This window comes from Morganella sp. HSTU-ASny43, assembly GCF_022819185.1.
GTDB lineage: Bacteria > Pseudomonadota > Gammaproteobacteria > Enterobacterales > Enterobacteriaceae > Morganella > Morganella morganii.
This window is the reverse complement of sequence record NZ_WSPG01000004.1, coordinates 1-13,416: the sequence shown is the minus strand read 5'-3', so window position 1 is coordinate 13,416 and position 13,416 is coordinate 1. Positions and strand designations below refer to the sequence as shown.

At 50.6% G+C, this 13,416-nt stretch carries 17 protein-coding genes and 1 other RNA gene; 7 read left to right on the top strand and 11 right to left on the bottom strand.

The features are described 5' to 3' along the window. Nucleotides 1–175 precede the first annotated feature (175 nt). A complete protein-coding gene (gene elbB / locus GN208_RS03085) occupies nucleotides 176–826 on the top strand; it encodes an isoprenoid biosynthesis glyoxalase ElbB (protein ID WP_243828291.1) in 651 nt (216 codons plus the stop codon). Between the two features lie 6 nt (nucleotides 827–832). Beyond that, on the top strand, nucleotides 833–1,555 hold the full coding sequence (mtgA, locus tag GN208_RS03080) for a monofunctional biosynthetic peptidoglycan transglycosylase (protein ID WP_024474531.1): 723 nt from the start codon (nucleotides 833–835) through the stop codon (nucleotides 1,553–1,555). A 237-nt stretch (nucleotides 1,556–1,792) separates the two neighbouring features. On the opposite strand, the gene dolP is transcribed toward mtgA, so the two are convergent. From dolP to GN208_RS03060, 4 genes are all read right to left on the bottom strand, one after another. Further along, nucleotides 1,793–2,365 carry a division/outer membrane stress-associated lipid-binding lipoprotein gene (gene dolP / locus GN208_RS03075; protein ID WP_004236357.1) on the bottom strand — a complete coding sequence of 191 codons (573 nt, stop codon included), beginning with the start codon at nucleotides 2,363–2,365 and terminating at the stop codon, nucleotides 1,793–1,795. Nucleotides 2,366–2,374: 9 nt separating this feature from the next. Next, nucleotides 2,375–2,965: a DnaA initiator-associating protein DiaA gene (diaA, locus tag GN208_RS03070; RefSeq protein WP_004240488.1), complete on the bottom strand. Its 591-nt coding sequence runs from the start codon at nucleotides 2,963–2,965 to the stop codon at nucleotides 2,375–2,377. Nucleotides 2,966–2,999: 34 nt separating this feature from the next. Next, on the bottom strand, nucleotides 3,000–3,362 hold the full coding sequence (locus GN208_RS03065) for a YraN family protein (RefSeq protein WP_004236359.1): 363 nt from the start codon (nucleotides 3,360–3,362) through the stop codon (nucleotides 3,000–3,002). A gap of 67 nt (nucleotides 3,363–3,429) precedes the next feature. After that, nucleotides 3,430–5,184, bottom strand: coding sequence for a penicillin-binding protein activator (locus GN208_RS03060; protein WP_004236361.1), 1,755 nt, complete (start codon nucleotides 5,182–5,184; stop codon nucleotides 3,430–3,432). A 60-nt stretch (nucleotides 5,185–5,244) separates the two neighbouring features. On the opposite strand from GN208_RS03060, the gene rsmI reads away from it, so the two are divergent. Further along, nucleotides 5,245–6,117, top strand: a complete 873-nt coding sequence (gene rsmI / locus GN208_RS03055) for a 16S rRNA (cytidine(1402)-2'-O)-methyltransferase (RefSeq protein WP_036412939.1) — start codon at nucleotides 5,245–5,247, stop codon at nucleotides 6,115–6,117. 76 nt (nucleotides 6,118–6,193) lie between these two features. Beyond that, nucleotides 6,194–6,565: RNase P RNA component class A (rnpB, locus tag GN208_RS03050), an RNA gene on the top strand. 49 nt (nucleotides 6,566–6,614) lie between these two features. Here the strand turns inward: rnpB and GN208_RS03045 are convergent. Continuing rightward, nucleotides 6,615–7,313 (bottom strand): pirin family protein, encoded by a 699-nt coding sequence (locus tag GN208_RS03045; protein WP_004236363.1) that lies wholly within the window; start codon nucleotides 7,311–7,313, stop codon nucleotides 6,615–6,617. Between the two features lie 106 nt (nucleotides 7,314–7,419). Here GN208_RS03045 and GN208_RS03040 point away from each other — a divergent pair, with 106 nt between their 5' ends. From GN208_RS03040 to GN208_RS03035, 3 genes are all read left to right on the top strand, one after another. Further along, on the top strand, nucleotides 7,420–8,316 hold the full coding sequence (locus GN208_RS03040; protein ID WP_015422972.1) for a LysR family transcriptional regulator: 897 nt from the start codon (nucleotides 7,420–7,422) through the stop codon (nucleotides 8,314–8,316). A gap of 198 nt (nucleotides 8,317–8,514) precedes the next feature. Beyond that, complete coding sequence (locus GN208_RS18045; RefSeq protein WP_256364898.1) at nucleotides 8,515–8,649, top strand: hypothetical protein; 135 nt, start codon at nucleotides 8,515–8,517, stop codon at nucleotides 8,647–8,649. Next, nucleotides 8,650–9,126, top strand: coding sequence for a glycosyltransferase family 25 protein (locus GN208_RS03035; RefSeq protein WP_318670397.1), 477 nt, complete (start codon nucleotides 8,650–8,652; stop codon nucleotides 9,124–9,126). Here GN208_RS03035 and GN208_RS03030 read toward each other — a convergent pair. From GN208_RS03030 to GN208_RS03005, 6 genes are all read right to left on the bottom strand, one after another. Further along, nucleotides 9,092–9,478 (bottom strand): DoxX family protein, encoded by a 387-nt coding sequence (locus GN208_RS03030; protein WP_004240479.1) that lies wholly within the window; start codon nucleotides 9,476–9,478, stop codon nucleotides 9,092–9,094. The genes GN208_RS03035 and GN208_RS03030 overlap by 35 nt on opposite strands. Before the next feature lie 190 nt (nucleotides 9,479–9,668). After that, complete coding sequence (locus GN208_RS03025) at nucleotides 9,669–9,971, bottom strand: YqjK-like family protein (RefSeq protein WP_004236367.1); 303 nt, start codon at nucleotides 9,969–9,971, stop codon at nucleotides 9,669–9,671. Then, entirely contained in the window at nucleotides 9,964–10,377 is a 414-nt protein-coding gene (locus GN208_RS03020) for a phage holin family protein (protein ID WP_004236368.1), read from the bottom strand. Before GN208_RS03020 ends, GN208_RS03025 begins: the two co-directional genes overlap by 8 nt. Nucleotides 10,378–10,380: 3 nt before the next feature. Then, the gene (locus GN208_RS03015; RefSeq protein ID WP_004236369.1) at nucleotides 10,381–10,683 is read right to left on the bottom strand and encodes a YqjD family protein; all 303 of its coding nucleotides are present in this window, start codon (nucleotides 10,681–10,683) and stop codon (nucleotides 10,381–10,383) included. Nucleotides 10,684–10,900: 217 nt separating this feature from the next. Next, nucleotides 10,901–11,581: a DedA family protein gene (locus GN208_RS03010; protein ID WP_004236370.1), complete on the bottom strand. Its 681-nt coding sequence runs from the start codon at nucleotides 11,579–11,581 to the stop codon at nucleotides 10,901–10,903. A 263-nt stretch (nucleotides 11,582–11,844) separates the two neighbouring features. Further along, complete coding sequence (locus GN208_RS03005; protein ID WP_004236371.1) at nucleotides 11,845–12,795, bottom strand: VirK/YbjX family protein; 951 nt, start codon at nucleotides 12,793–12,795, stop codon at nucleotides 11,845–11,847. Nucleotides 12,796–13,416: the final 621 nt, after the last annotated feature.

Below are 13,416 nucleotides of genomic sequence, written 5' to 3'. Positions count from 1 at the left end.
GCGACAACTATTTATCGTTATTTAGGCGAGTGATGAAATAGGCTCTTACATCATACAGGCTTCAACATAGCAAAGATAAGTATTTTTGTTACAAGATTCATTAAAAACTGTGATGAAGATTGGTGTTTGCACCTCTAAAGGGTTAAGCATTAATCTACTACAAAAGGAGTCAGATATGAAATCTGTTGGTATCGTTTTAAGCGGATGCGGTGTTTTCGACGGTAGTGAAATCCATGAATCCGTTCTTTCGTTGCTCAGTTTAACCCAATCCGGCGCACAGGTGTATTTTTTTGCACCGGATGAACCTCAACGCACTGTTATCAATCATCTTTCCGGTGAGGAAAAATCAGAAAAGCGCAATATGCTGGAAGAGTCAGCACGGATTTCACGCGGAGAAATCCGTCCGCTGGCCGACGCGGATGCGTCACAGCTGGATGCACTGATTGTTCCGGGCGGTTTCGGTGCGGCAAAAAATCTGTGCGATTTTGCCGTAAAAGGTGCTGACTGCGAAATAGATAAATATTTTTTATTATTGACGCGTGGGATGTTATCTCAGGGCAAACCGATGGGATTTATGTGTATTGCACCGGTGATGATCCCGAAAATCGTTAATTCATCAGTACAACTTACCATTGGCAATGATTCTGATATTGCGGCGGCGATCGCGGAAATGGGCGGCGTACATGTCAATTGCACGGTGGATAATATCGTCGTAGATGAAACCCATAAAATCGTGACAACCCCAGCCTATATGCTGGCTGAGAATATCGCACAGGCACAGATCGGGATTGATAAACTCGTGAAGAAAGTGCTCGGAATGGCCTGATAAAGAATGAGGAAAATGATGGGGAGGATATTGCGGTTTCTGCGAAAAATAGTTGTTTTTGTTATGTTGTTATGGGTAACAATGATAATTTTGTTCGCGTTCCTCCCTGTCCCTTACTCTATGGTGATGCTGGAAAGGCAGCTTTCGGCATGGTCAACATTCAATTTTTCTTATGTCGCTCACAGTACATGGGCGGGTGAAGACGCTATTTCCCCGCAGATGAAGCTGGCGGTGATTGCGTCTGAGGATCAGAATTTCCCGCACCACCACGGTTTTGACTTCGGTGCTATCTCCGACGCACTGTCAAAAAGCGGTAAGAAAGGCAGGGCGGCACGCGGTGCATCCACACTGAGCCAGCAGACGGTCAAGAACCTGTTTCTGTGGGATGGCCGCAGCTGGGTACGAAAAGGGCTGGAAACGCTGCTGACGCCCGGTATTGAGCTGGTCTGGTCAAAGTCACGGATCCTGACGGTGTATCTCAATATCGCGGAGTTCGGGCCGGGAATTTTCGGTGCCGAAGCGGCGGCGCAGCACTTTTTCGGCAAAAGCGCGAAAAATCTGACGGCGGCTGAGGCTGCATTACTGGCTGCCGTGCTGCCGAATCCCCACCGGTTGCATGCGGATAAACCTTCCGCGTATCTCCGCCAGCGTCAGCAATGGATATTGCATCAGATGCAGTTGCTGGGCGGAACAACGTTCCTGAAGAAAAATAATCTGGCTGATAATTAGCCGCAGTATAATGAATTTATCTTACTGATTTGTTTTTTTACAAAAATGATAAGTAAATATAATAATGACCGCAGCTCAGACTGTTTTGGTATAATATTCTTATTATTTGTTATTTATTGATATATCCTGCATTTTATCTGCATTCAGGCGGATGAGCAGAAAGCAGGCATCCGGCACGGGCATAAAAAAACCTGACATTAAGTCAGGTTTCTTATCGGTTTCCGAAAGCAGACGGAATTAATTCAGCCAGGTAAAGGCGGTGGTGACTTTTTTCGCGCCATCCGTTTCACTGGCTACTTTCGCCGCGGCAGCCCCTTCCTGACGGGTAACCACCCCTAACAGGAAAATCTCACCGTTTTCAGTGATTACCTTGATATTCGCGGATTTTACCGCATCACTGGTCAGCAGCTTGGAACGGACTTTTGTCGTAATCCAGGCGTCTTTGGAGGCAGTCCCCAAATCAATCGGTGTTCCCTGGCGGACTTCGTTATACACCAGTTCGGTACCGTCCACTTTGGCGGCAATCTCTTTTGCCCGCCGAGCCAGAGAGAGATCTTCCGCCTGACCAATCAGCAGGACTTTCCCCTGATAAGCCACCGGAATAATCCGCTGCTGTTTGATATCTTTATCTTTATTGAGCTGGCCGCTGACACGGGCTTCCAGTGTGCCGTCATCGACCTGTGTGCCGACAGAACGGGGGTCTGATGCGGCTTTGGTCGCAACTGCCGCAGATCCGACAAGTGCTGCGCCGATACATCCCTGTAACAGTAACGCGCTGCAGATTAGTGCTGCCACGGGCACAATTCTCATAATATCTCCTTAGTCTTCCTGGTGGGGGAAAAGGGTATTGTCGATTAAATCACATAAACAATTCACCGTCAGCATATGCACTTCCTGTATGCGGACACTGTGCTGTGAGGGTACGCGGATTTCCGCATCACGCGGACCCAGCAGACCAGCCAGCTCCCCGCCGTCGTAGCCGGTCAGGGCCACAATGGTCATATCACGGGTCACCGCAGCTTCAACCGCTTTGATAATATTGCGGCTGTTGCCGTGTGTGGATATCGCCAGCAGCACATCACCGGTCTGGCCGATGGCGCGGACCTGCTTGGCATAAATTTCATCCTGCTGCCGGTTGGCGGCGATTGCGGTCATCACCACATTATCCGTATTCAGTGCCAGTGCGGGCAGGCTCGGGCGTTCGGTTTCAAACCGGTGGATCATACTGGTGGCGAAGCGCGAAGCTGTCGCCGCCGACCCGCCGTTACCGCAGCAGAGGATTTTATTGCCGTTGAGCAGCGACTGAACCATCATCATGGCCGCCCGGGAAATAGCATCCGGCAGGGCTTCTGCGGCTGCAATCTGCGTCTGAATACTTTCAGTAAAACACTGTTTAATTCTGTCTAACACGTATAAGTCCTGCTATCAGCAACGGATAACGACATTAACAAAAGTCGGCGTGACCAAAGGCATTTTTCAGCCAGTCGATATGGTCACCGGTTATGGCGCAAATGTCAAAACGGCAGTCACAGGTCAGCATACTCAGCTGTTGCTGAGATAACCAGCAGGAAGCCGCATAAAGTAAGCGGCGCTGTTTGGTTTTTGTGACACTGGCAGCCGCTCCGCCATAGTGTGCATTGCGGCGGTAGCGGACCTCGGTAAACACCCAGGTGCCGCTGTCCCGCATAATTAAATCAATTTCGCCCCGGCGGAAACGGACATTCTGCGCAACAAATGTCAGTCCCTGCTGTTCCAGCCAGCGCCGGGCAAATTGTTCATGACGACGGCCTGTCAGCCATGTAAGCATAAATACGTTCCCTGTATATCAGCAATATAAAGGTGACATCCTGTCACCTGTAAAATTCAGACAAAGACTAGTTTGCGGCACCCAGCGGGGCAAGATTACCCTGCTTAAACTCCAGCCACGGCAGGTGACGGTAAACGGTGCAGTTATCAGTGACAGTGATGTCTCCGCTGGCGCCATTCATGCGCAGAGTATGACGCTGCATATCACCGAACTGATTCGCCAGACGCCATGCATCCATGCCCATCGCATAGAGGCGGACACGGGTATAGTCGTTGCCGAATTTCCCGGCTGCCTGACTCAGTAACTGCGGATTACCGCCCGCAATCAGCGGGATATCTGTCAGTTTCAGCCCTTCCATTTCAAACTGAAAATCTTTGCCGGTTCCGGCTTTATTGCTGCGGGAGCTGGCATAAAACGCCGGGCGTCCGCGCGCACTGGTGGCAAATTCCAGCGCCGGTTTGATGTAAATCAGCTGATCAGAGGTGGCGATAATATAGACAGAGTCCACACCGCCGCTGACAGGCTGCGGCTGTACCACGGTACCGTCCGGCTGCGCTGCCGCTGATGAGGATGGCTGCACCGGCACGCCGGTCAGTGAAAGTGAACTGCCCGGATTGCCGGAGAAGGTCTGATGCAGTACCAAACCACCACCATTTTTCTGCCACTCATCGGCAAAGCTTTGTGCGATCCGGCGGCCGAAGCTGTTATCCGGTGTCAGTACCAGCGGCGCGGTTTTGTTATCCTGACGGATAAACTGTGCGGCGTTGCGGGCTTCATCTTCCGGTGAAAGTGAGAAGTAGCAGACATTCGGACGGGCGATTGGTGTATCTAATTCATTGAGCGCCAGAATGTTCAGCGGGGTGTTTGCGGTTGCCAGTGTGGCCACATCCCCTTTGAGCAGCGGCCCGACAATCAGGTCCATGCCGTCAGCCTGTGCCTGCGCCAGCAGAGTTGCCAGCGGTTTGCTGTCGGTATCATAGATTTTCACGTCAGTGACAGTGCGGGACTCGCCGCTGTACGGCAGTACCTGCGGGGCAGATACCGGACTTGCGGCGGTTGCGCCGTCTGCGGTGCTGTCATTTGACGGTGCACCGTTTGCTTCATCCGGTGCGGTGATATCTTTATCCGGATCTGCCGGGCTGAGGGTGGTCTGTGCCGGAACGGCGCTGACCGGCTGTGCGGCCGGAATATCAGCAACCCGGTAACCGGTACTGTATACCGCGCCGTTTTGTGCATCAGTAAAGCCCTGACGGATAGCATCACCCATCAGTTTCGCCTGGCCGCTCAGCGGCAGGAACAGGGCAACGCGGGCATTTTTACCGGTCTGGCCGTAGGTGCTGCTCAGGGTCTGGATAAGGTCCTGCGGCAGGGATTTGGCGGCCGGGTTATCCGGGTAACGGATTTGCCAGTCACCCAGTGCGGCGGAAAGCGCTTTCAGATCCTGCTGGTTGTTCTGATACAGAATAAGCAGATCAACCCAGCCCTGTAAGACGCTTTCATCAGCGTTAACCTGAATGTTATTGCGCTCTTCGGGGGTAAAACGTGTTAGCATCAGCCAGGTTTCATCAATATTCTGCTGATGTGCATCCGGATCAGTGAGCAGCGGCTCCTGAGCGATATAAGCACGGATTGCGTCAACGGACGGCTTTCCGGCGGCTGCATCAATAATCTTCTGATATTGCTGAACCTGTGTTTCCGGCTGGCCTTTGCCGGCTGTGCCCGCATGCCGGTTCTCAAGTGTACAGCCTGAGAGAACCAGCGTGGAAAAGAGTGCGGTACAAAGTAATTGCCTGCGGTAACGCGATAAAGTTAAGGAAAACATACTGTACCCGGTTATAGTTTTCTGAAAGCTCAATTCTAATGTGATCATCTGGACGAAACAATGAATCAACCTAATCAAGCCGTGGTTGCGGCAGCGACACTTTATGTTGTGCCGACACCGATCGGTAATCTGAATGACATCACAGCACGTGCTCTTGAGGTGCTCACGAATGTCGATCTGATTGCAGCGGAAGATACCCGGCATACCGGCTTATTACTTTCGCACTTCGGTATTAATAACCGGTTGTTTGCGCTGCATGATCATAATGAACAGTATAAAGCAGATCAATTAATTACCAAATTACAGTCCGGGATCAGTATCGCATTAGTGTCCGATGCAGGTACACCTTTAATTAACGATCCCGGTTACCATCTGGTCCGCCGCGCCCGTGATGCGGGGCTTACTGTGATCCCGCTGCCCGGTGCCTGTGCGGCTGTCACCGCGCTGAGTGCTGCCGGTCTGCCCTCTGACCGTTTTTGTTACGAGGGATTTCTGCCGGCCAAAACCAAAAGCCGGCAGGACACACTGCGGACGCTGGCCGATGAACCGCGCACGCTGATTTTTTATGAATCCACCCACCGCATTCTGGATACACTGGCCGATATGGTCACCGTCTGGGGGGAAGACCGTTATGTGGTGCTGGCGCGGGAGCTGACCAAAACCTGGGAATCCATTCAGGGGAAACCGGTCGGGGAACTGCTGGCCTGGATTAAGGAAGACGAAAACCGCCGCAAAGGGGAGATGGTACTGATTGCGGAAGGTGCTAAGCCGGTGCAGGATGAGGAATTCAGCCCGGAAATTCTGCGTGCACTGGCGATTGTGCAGAAAGAACTGCCGCCGAAAAAAGCGGCTGCGGTGGTGGCGGAACTGTACGGCGTGAAGAAAAATGCTCTTTACCGTTACACCCTGGACGGGGATTCTGCCGCAGAGTGATGCCTTTTCCGCCATCCGCTCTTCCGGAGCGGAGTTATTCTGTACATCAGCGGGAAAGCTGCTTATAATCCGCAGCGGAGTCAGCCAGGCAATCGCTGCTTTATCGTAGTCCCTCCGGGAGACGGGTAAAGGGGAGGAAAGTCCGGGCTCCACAGGGCAGGGTGCCAGATAACGTCTGGGAGGCGCGAGCCTACGACCAGTGCAACAGAGAGCAAACCGCCGATGGCCCGTAAGGGCACAGGTAAGGGTGAAAGGGTGCGGTAAGAGCGCACCGCGCGGCTGGTAACAGTCCGTGGCACGGTAAACTCCACCCGGAGCAAGGCCAAATAGGGGTTCATATGGTGCGGCCCGCACTGAACCCGGGTAGGCTGCTTGAGCCAGTGCGTGAGTGCTGGCCCAGAGGAATGATTGTCCACGACAGAACCCGGCTTAACGGCTGACTCCTCACTATCACAACCCCGCGTCTGACGCGGGGTTGTTTCATTTCAGGCCGTGTGTCAGGCCAGAATATCAATAAGCAGTGCCCGGCAGGGCGTTTTCGCCTGAAAGGTCACTTCCCGGCTGTCCTGAATAAACGCGCCGTCACCGCATTCAATTATCCCCTGTTTCTGCCCGTCATCCGCCGTCACTGTACCGTGAACCGACTGATAGAATGCCCGTTTACCGTACAACGGCAGTGTCAGGGATTCACCGGCAGGAAGCAGGATATGGGAAATCCGCACCCCCTGCTGTAAATCAAGACTGCCGTCTTCACCATCCGGCGAGGCAATCAGCTGTACCGGCTGCTGTGTCAGCATCAGTTTTTGTGAACTGCCGCGCAGGCTGCCGCGTGCAGCTTTCAGCCAGATCTGAATCCGGGTCAGCGGTGATTTCTCACAGGGATTGGTTTCAGTGTAACTGACATCCCTGCGCGGTGAGAAAAACAGACACTCATCCTGTCTGCTCTCCAGATACAGTCCGTCATTATCACGAATATCGTGCTTCCCTCTGAGGATCAGGTTTACAATATCCACATCGGGATAGGATTTGGGCTGGAAACCGGCACCGGGAGCCAGTACCTCCTGATTCAGTGCTTTCAGCGGGCCGTACCCCATAAATCCGGGGTCAAAATAGTGCCCGAAAGAGAAAGCATATTTCGCCTGTAACCAGCCATAGTCGGCGGACCCGGCCTGTCCGGCGGTTCTGTGTATAATCATAATGGTCTGCCTGTTATTCTACATGGTGAAATAATAAAGGGCTGGACGCTGAATTGTTAGCCAGTTAATCTGGTGGCGACATTCAAAATTTCTGACTGAGATAATGATGAGTAAAGACAAAGCGTTAACGCTGGAATCATTGCGCGTGATGGATGCCATCGACCGCCGGGGAAGTTTTGCGGCGGCGGCGGAAGAACTGGGGCGTGTACCGTCCGCCCTGAGCTATACCATGCAGAAACTGGAAGAAGAGCTGGATGTTGTTCTGTTTGACCGCTCGGGTCACCGGACAAAATTCACTAATGTCGGGCGGATGCTGCTGGAGCGCGGCCGCCTGCTGCTGGAAGCGGCGGATAAACTGACCAGTGATGCGGAAGCACTGGCAAGAGGCTGGGAGCCGCATCTGACCATCGTCTGTGAGGCGCTGATCCCGACGGCCTCGCTGTTCCCGCTGGTGGACAAACTGGCACAGAAATCCACCACTCAGCTGACTCTGGCCACCGAAGTGCTTGCCGGTGCCTGGGAGCGGCTGGAAACCGGGCGTGCCGATATCGTGATTGCGCCGGATATGCATTTCCGCACTTCTTCTGAAATCAACTCCCGCCCGCTCTATTCTGTGGTGAATGTGTATGTGGCGGCACCGGATCACCCGATCCACAAAGAGCCGGAGCCGTTATCCGATACCACCCGGGTGAAATACCGGGGAATTGCCGTGGCGGATACTGCCCGCGAACGTCCGGTACTGACGGTGTTACTGCTGGACAAACAACAGCGCCTGACGGTCAGTTCTATTGATGATAAACGTCGTGCCCTGCTTGCCGGACTGGGTGTGGCGAGCATGCCGTACCCGCTGGTGGAAAAAGATATTCAGGAAGGCCGCCTGAAAGTGATCGGCTCCGAATACAGCCATGAAACCAATGTGATTATGGCGTGGCGCCGCGACAGCATGGGTGAGGCCAAAGCCTGGTGTCTGCGGGAAATTCCGAAATTGTTTAGTGGAAAATAATTATTGGCGCTTACCATCAGATACCTGCCCGGTTATCCGCGGCAGGTATTTTTTTGTGTGCCGGAGGCCGGTTGCCGGGAAATGCGTTAATCAATAATAAGAACAACAGCGATTGACCGGTGATATATATCCGTTAGCATTCAGTGAATATTCACCGGCAATAAAAGGTATGTCATCAGTGTATTTGCAGGAGGCAACGTGGATCTGAAGCGGTTTATGTCGGATGAGAATTTCGCACTCGATCATAGCTTTATAGAAAAAGTCATTTATATCAATCTCGAATCCCGGCCGGATCGCAAAAACGATATTATGGAAGCACTGGAAAGTATTTAAATCCCCCACCATAAAATTATCCGCTTTAATGCGGTTAAGAAAAAACCGGGATTTCTGGGATGTGCGCTTTCTCATGCCGCTGTGATGAAAATGATCGCTGAAAATGACTGGGGACCGGTGCTGGTTGTTGAGGATGACTGCAATTTTTATTGCGATGATGAACATATTCTGCAGGCTAATCTCTTTTTATCCGCGCTTCAGAAAAGAGAGTGGGATGTTGCATTATTAGGCGGAAATTATTACAACGTTTATGAGCATGAAGCGGATATTTGTTCTCTCAGCCTTAAATATGCATATTGTGCCAATGCCTATATTGTGAACCGGGGTTATGCGGAAAAAATGATGCATATTTTTGATAAATCTGTTCAGAAACATCCGCCGGAGCGGATGTTTCACAATAGTATTATTTATTATATTGCTGTGTGGCTTTGCCTGAATGCAATTACCATTTCTTTTTCAGTAAATAATCGATACTGAATTTACCCGGGCCGGTAACAGCCAGCAGTAAATAACCGCCTGCAATGGTAAAGTTTTTCATAAACATTAACTGGTTGGCACCTTCCGCAAAATTACTGTGGAACAGCAGGGCGGTCAGCACAGTAAAACCAAAGGTGAAAATCGCGGTTGTGCGGGTTAAGAAACCAAACAGGATGGCCAGCCCGCCGCCCAGTTCAAGCAGAATGGTTAACGGCAGCAATGCCCCCGGAACACCCATTGCCTGCATATATTGCTGAGTTCCTGCATAAGCATCCCCTAATTTGCCGTATCCGGCCACAATAAATAAGACAGGCATCATGATACGTGCGACTAAAATAGCGTAGTTGTTCATTGTTAGATCCTTATTAGCTCAACAATACTGAATAGTAAATATGACGATTGAGTCACATATTCTTTTGTTTAAATGGCACGATATGCCAATCCGTTTCGTTGGGATAATAGTAAGTGCGAATGAGAAGGATTGTTAGCAAGAATTCTTAATAAACAACATCAAAAATTTTGAATCCGGGGGGCGGGATACGTCAGTTCTGCCTGTTACGGGGGAAACTGCTCTGAAGTGTGCGGAAAACACCCCACAGTCCCAGGGCGCGTTGTCCCCAGCGGATAAGTTTTTTCGGATGGCGGACAGCAAAGACGGAAAACAGGCTGACACCGGCGACAACCAGCGGACGCAGTTGTGACAATGTTTGCCAGGTGCGGTCAAATGATTCGGTTTTTTTCAGCCACTGATCCGTGGCCTGTGACAAATCGCTGCGCTGGGCAGCGATAGTGTCAATCAGTGCCTGCTTTTTGCGGGCGCGTTCAGCACGCAGATGCTTATTCATGATCCTGCTCCTGCTTTTTTCTTTCCAGCAGTTGCCTGTCGATCGCCAGCTGTTCGCGGGTTGCGCCCAGCAGGGATGAACGGCGGGCTTTGCGGACGGCCCACAGGGCGAAAATCAGTGCCCCGCCGAGCAGAACAGATGTCATGATAATCACCGCGGTCAGGCGGTACACAGGATCAACGGCCCACATAACCAGAATCATCAGGCTCATCAGACCGAATGCTGTCAGCAGCAGAGCGGCACCGGCCAGCAGAATCAGCTGGATCAGGTTGGATTTCTCTTCCTCCAGCTCAGTGGCGACAAGCCTGAGCCGGGTTTCTGCCATGCTGATAACGATGGCGGCGATACGTGTCAGTGTATCAAGGAGCCCTTTGCCGGGCCCCTGCGGACGCTCCTGATCGGTCATAACTCAGCGGCGGGCCAGTAAAACACCTAACACCACACCGACAGCGGCACCGATACCGACTCCGGTCCACGGATTTTCGCGGACATAATTATCGGCTTTGCCTGCGATCTCTTTTGTCTGCTGCACAACCTGCTCTTTCCCTTCCGCGAGACGGGTACGGGAATTTTCCAGCGCGGCCTGTGCTTTTTTCTTCAGTGAATCCACTTCTTCTTTGGATTTACTTTCTGCCGTATTCAGCACAGATTCCAGGGTGTCAGCCAATGATTTCAGTTCAGCGCGTAACTCTTCATTTGTATGATGTGACATAGGAACTCCTCGTGGTGGTTATAGCGTAACAGATTCAAAGTAACCGCTTTTTATCTGCAATTAAAGGTAAATTATAGTTTATTTTCCGGTATTGTTCTGCACATTGCGGGTGATGACGGGGTAATTCAGAGGAAATGACGCTGAAACGGCGGACAGAGAGATAATGTTTCCCGGCCGGCTGCTGTAATTGCACCGGCCGGAAAAATAGTCTGGTAATTTATTGTGCGTGAGTGTCGTCAGACGTTTTTGTCCGCTTGCGTTTCCACACCACCCACAGGCTGGCGAGTAAACCAAAGACCAGCAGTACCACCGGGATCAGCATCAGAATATTCATCAGATGATGCTCATATTTTCGGAAAATCGGGCTGATACCGAGGCAGTAACCGAGAGACGTTAAAATACCGACCCACAGGAAGCCGCTCAGCCAGTTGAAGAACTGAAAACGGCGTGAATTCAGACCGGCGATCCCCGCCAGCATCGGCAGCAGGGTACGGACAAACGCCAGAAAACGGCCGACTAACAGCGCCGCAAGGCCGTGACGGTGGAATAAACTGTGTGCCCGCTGATGGTAATGCGGCGGCAGATGAGACAGCCAGCCTTTCACTATTTTGGTATTACTGAGCCAGCGCCCCTGTAAATAGCCCACCCAGCAGCCGAGACTGGCACCGGCGGTGAGGACAATCAGGGTTGTCGGGAAATCGAGAGTATCTTTGGCGATCAGTACCCCGACAAGAATCAGCAGGCTGTCGCCGGGTAAAAATGCAGCGGGAAGCAGGCCGTTTTCCAGGAAGAGAATGGCAAACAGCATAATGTAAATCGCCCACAGCAGGGACGGGTTTGACAGGGTTTCATAGTCCTGATGCCAGAGGGCGAAAAAAAGTTGCTGCATTGTTTCCATCAATTATTCCCGGATCTGAAGTAAGCTTATTTCATGTTATGGGGCATTTCTGCGGATATGACCGGAACCCCTGATATATACACTGGTAAATCCGGCCACTTTAGCAAATTAGGGGTAGCGGAGACAGTGAATTTTTCCCGCAGCCCCGAAACAATATTAAGATTAAATTCAGCCTTTTGCAGATTATATTTTACGGGAAATCAATAAGTTCTGTAATGAAATGTCAATTACCGGTCAAACCTGCTGTAAATGAAGGATTTTTCTTAAATAATGTTATGTTGAACATCTGTTTTATTTTCCGGCTGCGGCAGTTGCAGGCGTTCACAGACGGCCTGCGCCACATTATCCAGTAACTGATAACGGCGGCGGTATTCGGCACGTTTTTTACTGGCTATTTCATCAATGGGTTTACGCGGCAGGGTCAGCGGTATTACATATTCGTGCTGCGGATTGGCGGTGCCACCGACAGATTCCCAGAACGAATTATAATCGGCCACCCATTGTGTCAGTTTTTTATGGCGGTAACGGCGGCTGCGGTAAATATGGGTCTCATTACTGGTGGCAATAATCTGCTGACACTGAAACAGTGAGGCGATAAGGCAGATAACTTCCGTCAGAATGCGTTTAGGGAATACACCGTGACAGTTTTTAGTCGCCGCCCGGATAGCATTGTGAGCCTGCTCACTGACGCCGCCCTGGAGCGCGCCGATAAACAGTGAGCGTTTTTCATTCAGGTTCAGCAGGGTGAATGCACTGCGGGCCAGGATCTCACCGGCATCATCCCGCATTTCCAGCGTCAGCTCGCCCTCTTTGTTAAATGCATCCTGCACATCCAGCCAGAGGTGACAGAGGCTCTCTTTTCCTTCAACCGGGCAGAGATAAAACTGCTCATTGCTGTAGATACGGCTGAATACAGCCGGTGGCAGAACGGCTTTGGTGATCCGGTAATGGTCGCAGATAGCCGCCGATTTGTTTTTCCGGTGAAAATTAATGCTCAGATACGGGCGCTGTAATTTGGTCGGCAGCAGCGGCTGCTTTTTCAGAATAGCATCACAGCAGGCAGTGTTTGTCAGGCCGGACAGGTATTTCATGGTGGACAGCGGCATAAACAGGCTGCGGGCCGCGAATTTTAAGCGGTTACGGGCGGAGTCCCAGTGCATACCGGGACAGCATTCTTTGGTGAGTAGTTGTTTGAACAGCAGGAGGCCGGACATAGTAGTGCCTTTAATGAATGAAATTATTACACAGTGAAACAATTCACCCATTTTAACGGCAGAATAAAGATAAAAATTAAAAAAAGCTTATCGCCGGGCAGCAGTCTTAACGGAATTTAAGGATTCCGTGGAAATCCGGCTGTTACAAAAATACAACAATTGGTTGTATTATCACCGGTAAATACGATGAAAATTAAATTATTATTTAAAATCATACTGTTATTCGTGTATTTGCTGCCACCGACGGAAAACGGGCTGCCGGGATTCATTAGTAATATTCAGGGGATTTTTATTATCCGCCGGTATTTTATCTTGCCGGAGGGAATAACCACTGCAAAAAACGGAAAAACCGGCAAAATAACCGTGGTTTTTCAGCAGAAGAGAAATAACAACAGAGAAAAATAGTAATGAAAACTAAACAATATTAATGACCCGTCTTCTTTTTTCTGTTAATAATTTGTAATTTGCTTTGTTTTGTGGAATATAAAACTGTATTTTCGCTTAATTTATGAATTTAAAAACTGAATTATGTTTATTTTACAGAGTAAAAAATTGTGATCGTATCGACATTTATGAAAAATTATTAGTCATCATAAAATGCATTGAATGTATATATATTAT

Bases quoted from the DNA above. Each gene is read 5' to 3' on its own strand.
- elbB (WP_243828291.1), top strand. From the start codon at position 176: ATGAAATCTGTTGGTATCGTTTTAAGCGGATGCGGTGTTTTCGACGGT.
- mtgA (WP_024474531.1), top strand. From the start codon at position 833: ATGAGGAAAATGATGGGGAGGATATTGCGGTTTCTGCGAAAAATAGTT.
- dolP (WP_004236357.1), bottom strand. From the start codon at position 2,365: ATGAGAATTGTGCCCGTGGCAGCACTAATCTGCAGCGCGTTACTGTTA.
- GN208_RS03065 (WP_004236359.1), bottom strand. From the start codon at position 3,362: ATGCTTACATGGCTGACAGGCCGTCGTCATGAACAATTTGCCCGGCGC.
- GN208_RS03060 (WP_004236361.1), bottom strand. From the start codon at position 5,184: ATGTTTTCCTTAACTTTATCGCGTTACCGCAGGCAATTACTTTGTACC.
- rsmI (WP_036412939.1), top strand. From the start codon at position 5,245: ATGAATCAACCTAATCAAGCCGTGGTTGCGGCAGCGACACTTTATGTT.
- GN208_RS03045 (WP_004236363.1), bottom strand. From the start codon at position 7,313: ATGATTATACACAGAACCGCCGGACAGGCCGGGTCCGCCGACTATGGC.
- GN208_RS03040 (WP_015422972.1), top strand. From the start codon at position 7,420: ATGAGTAAAGACAAAGCGTTAACGCTGGAATCATTGCGCGTGATGGAT.
- GN208_RS03030 (WP_004240479.1), bottom strand. From the start codon at position 9,478: ATGAACAACTACGCTATTTTAGTCGCACGTATCATGATGCCTGTCTTA.
- GN208_RS03025 (WP_004236367.1), bottom strand. From the start codon at position 9,971: ATGAATAAGCATCTGCGTGCTGAACGCGCCCGCAAAAAGCAGGCACTG.
- GN208_RS03020 (WP_004236368.1), bottom strand. From the start codon at position 10,377: ATGACCGATCAGGAGCGTCCGCAGGGGCCCGGCAAAGGGCTCCTTGAT.
- GN208_RS03015 (WP_004236369.1), bottom strand. From the start codon at position 10,683: ATGTCACATCATACAAATGAAGAGTTACGCGCTGAACTGAAATCATTG.
- GN208_RS03010 (WP_004236370.1), bottom strand. From the start codon at position 11,581: ATGGAAACAATGCAGCAACTTTTTTTCGCCCTCTGGCATCAGGACTAT.
- GN208_RS03005 (WP_004236371.1), bottom strand. From the start codon at position 12,795: ATGTCCGGCCTCCTGCTGTTCAAACAACTACTCACCAAAGAATGCTGT.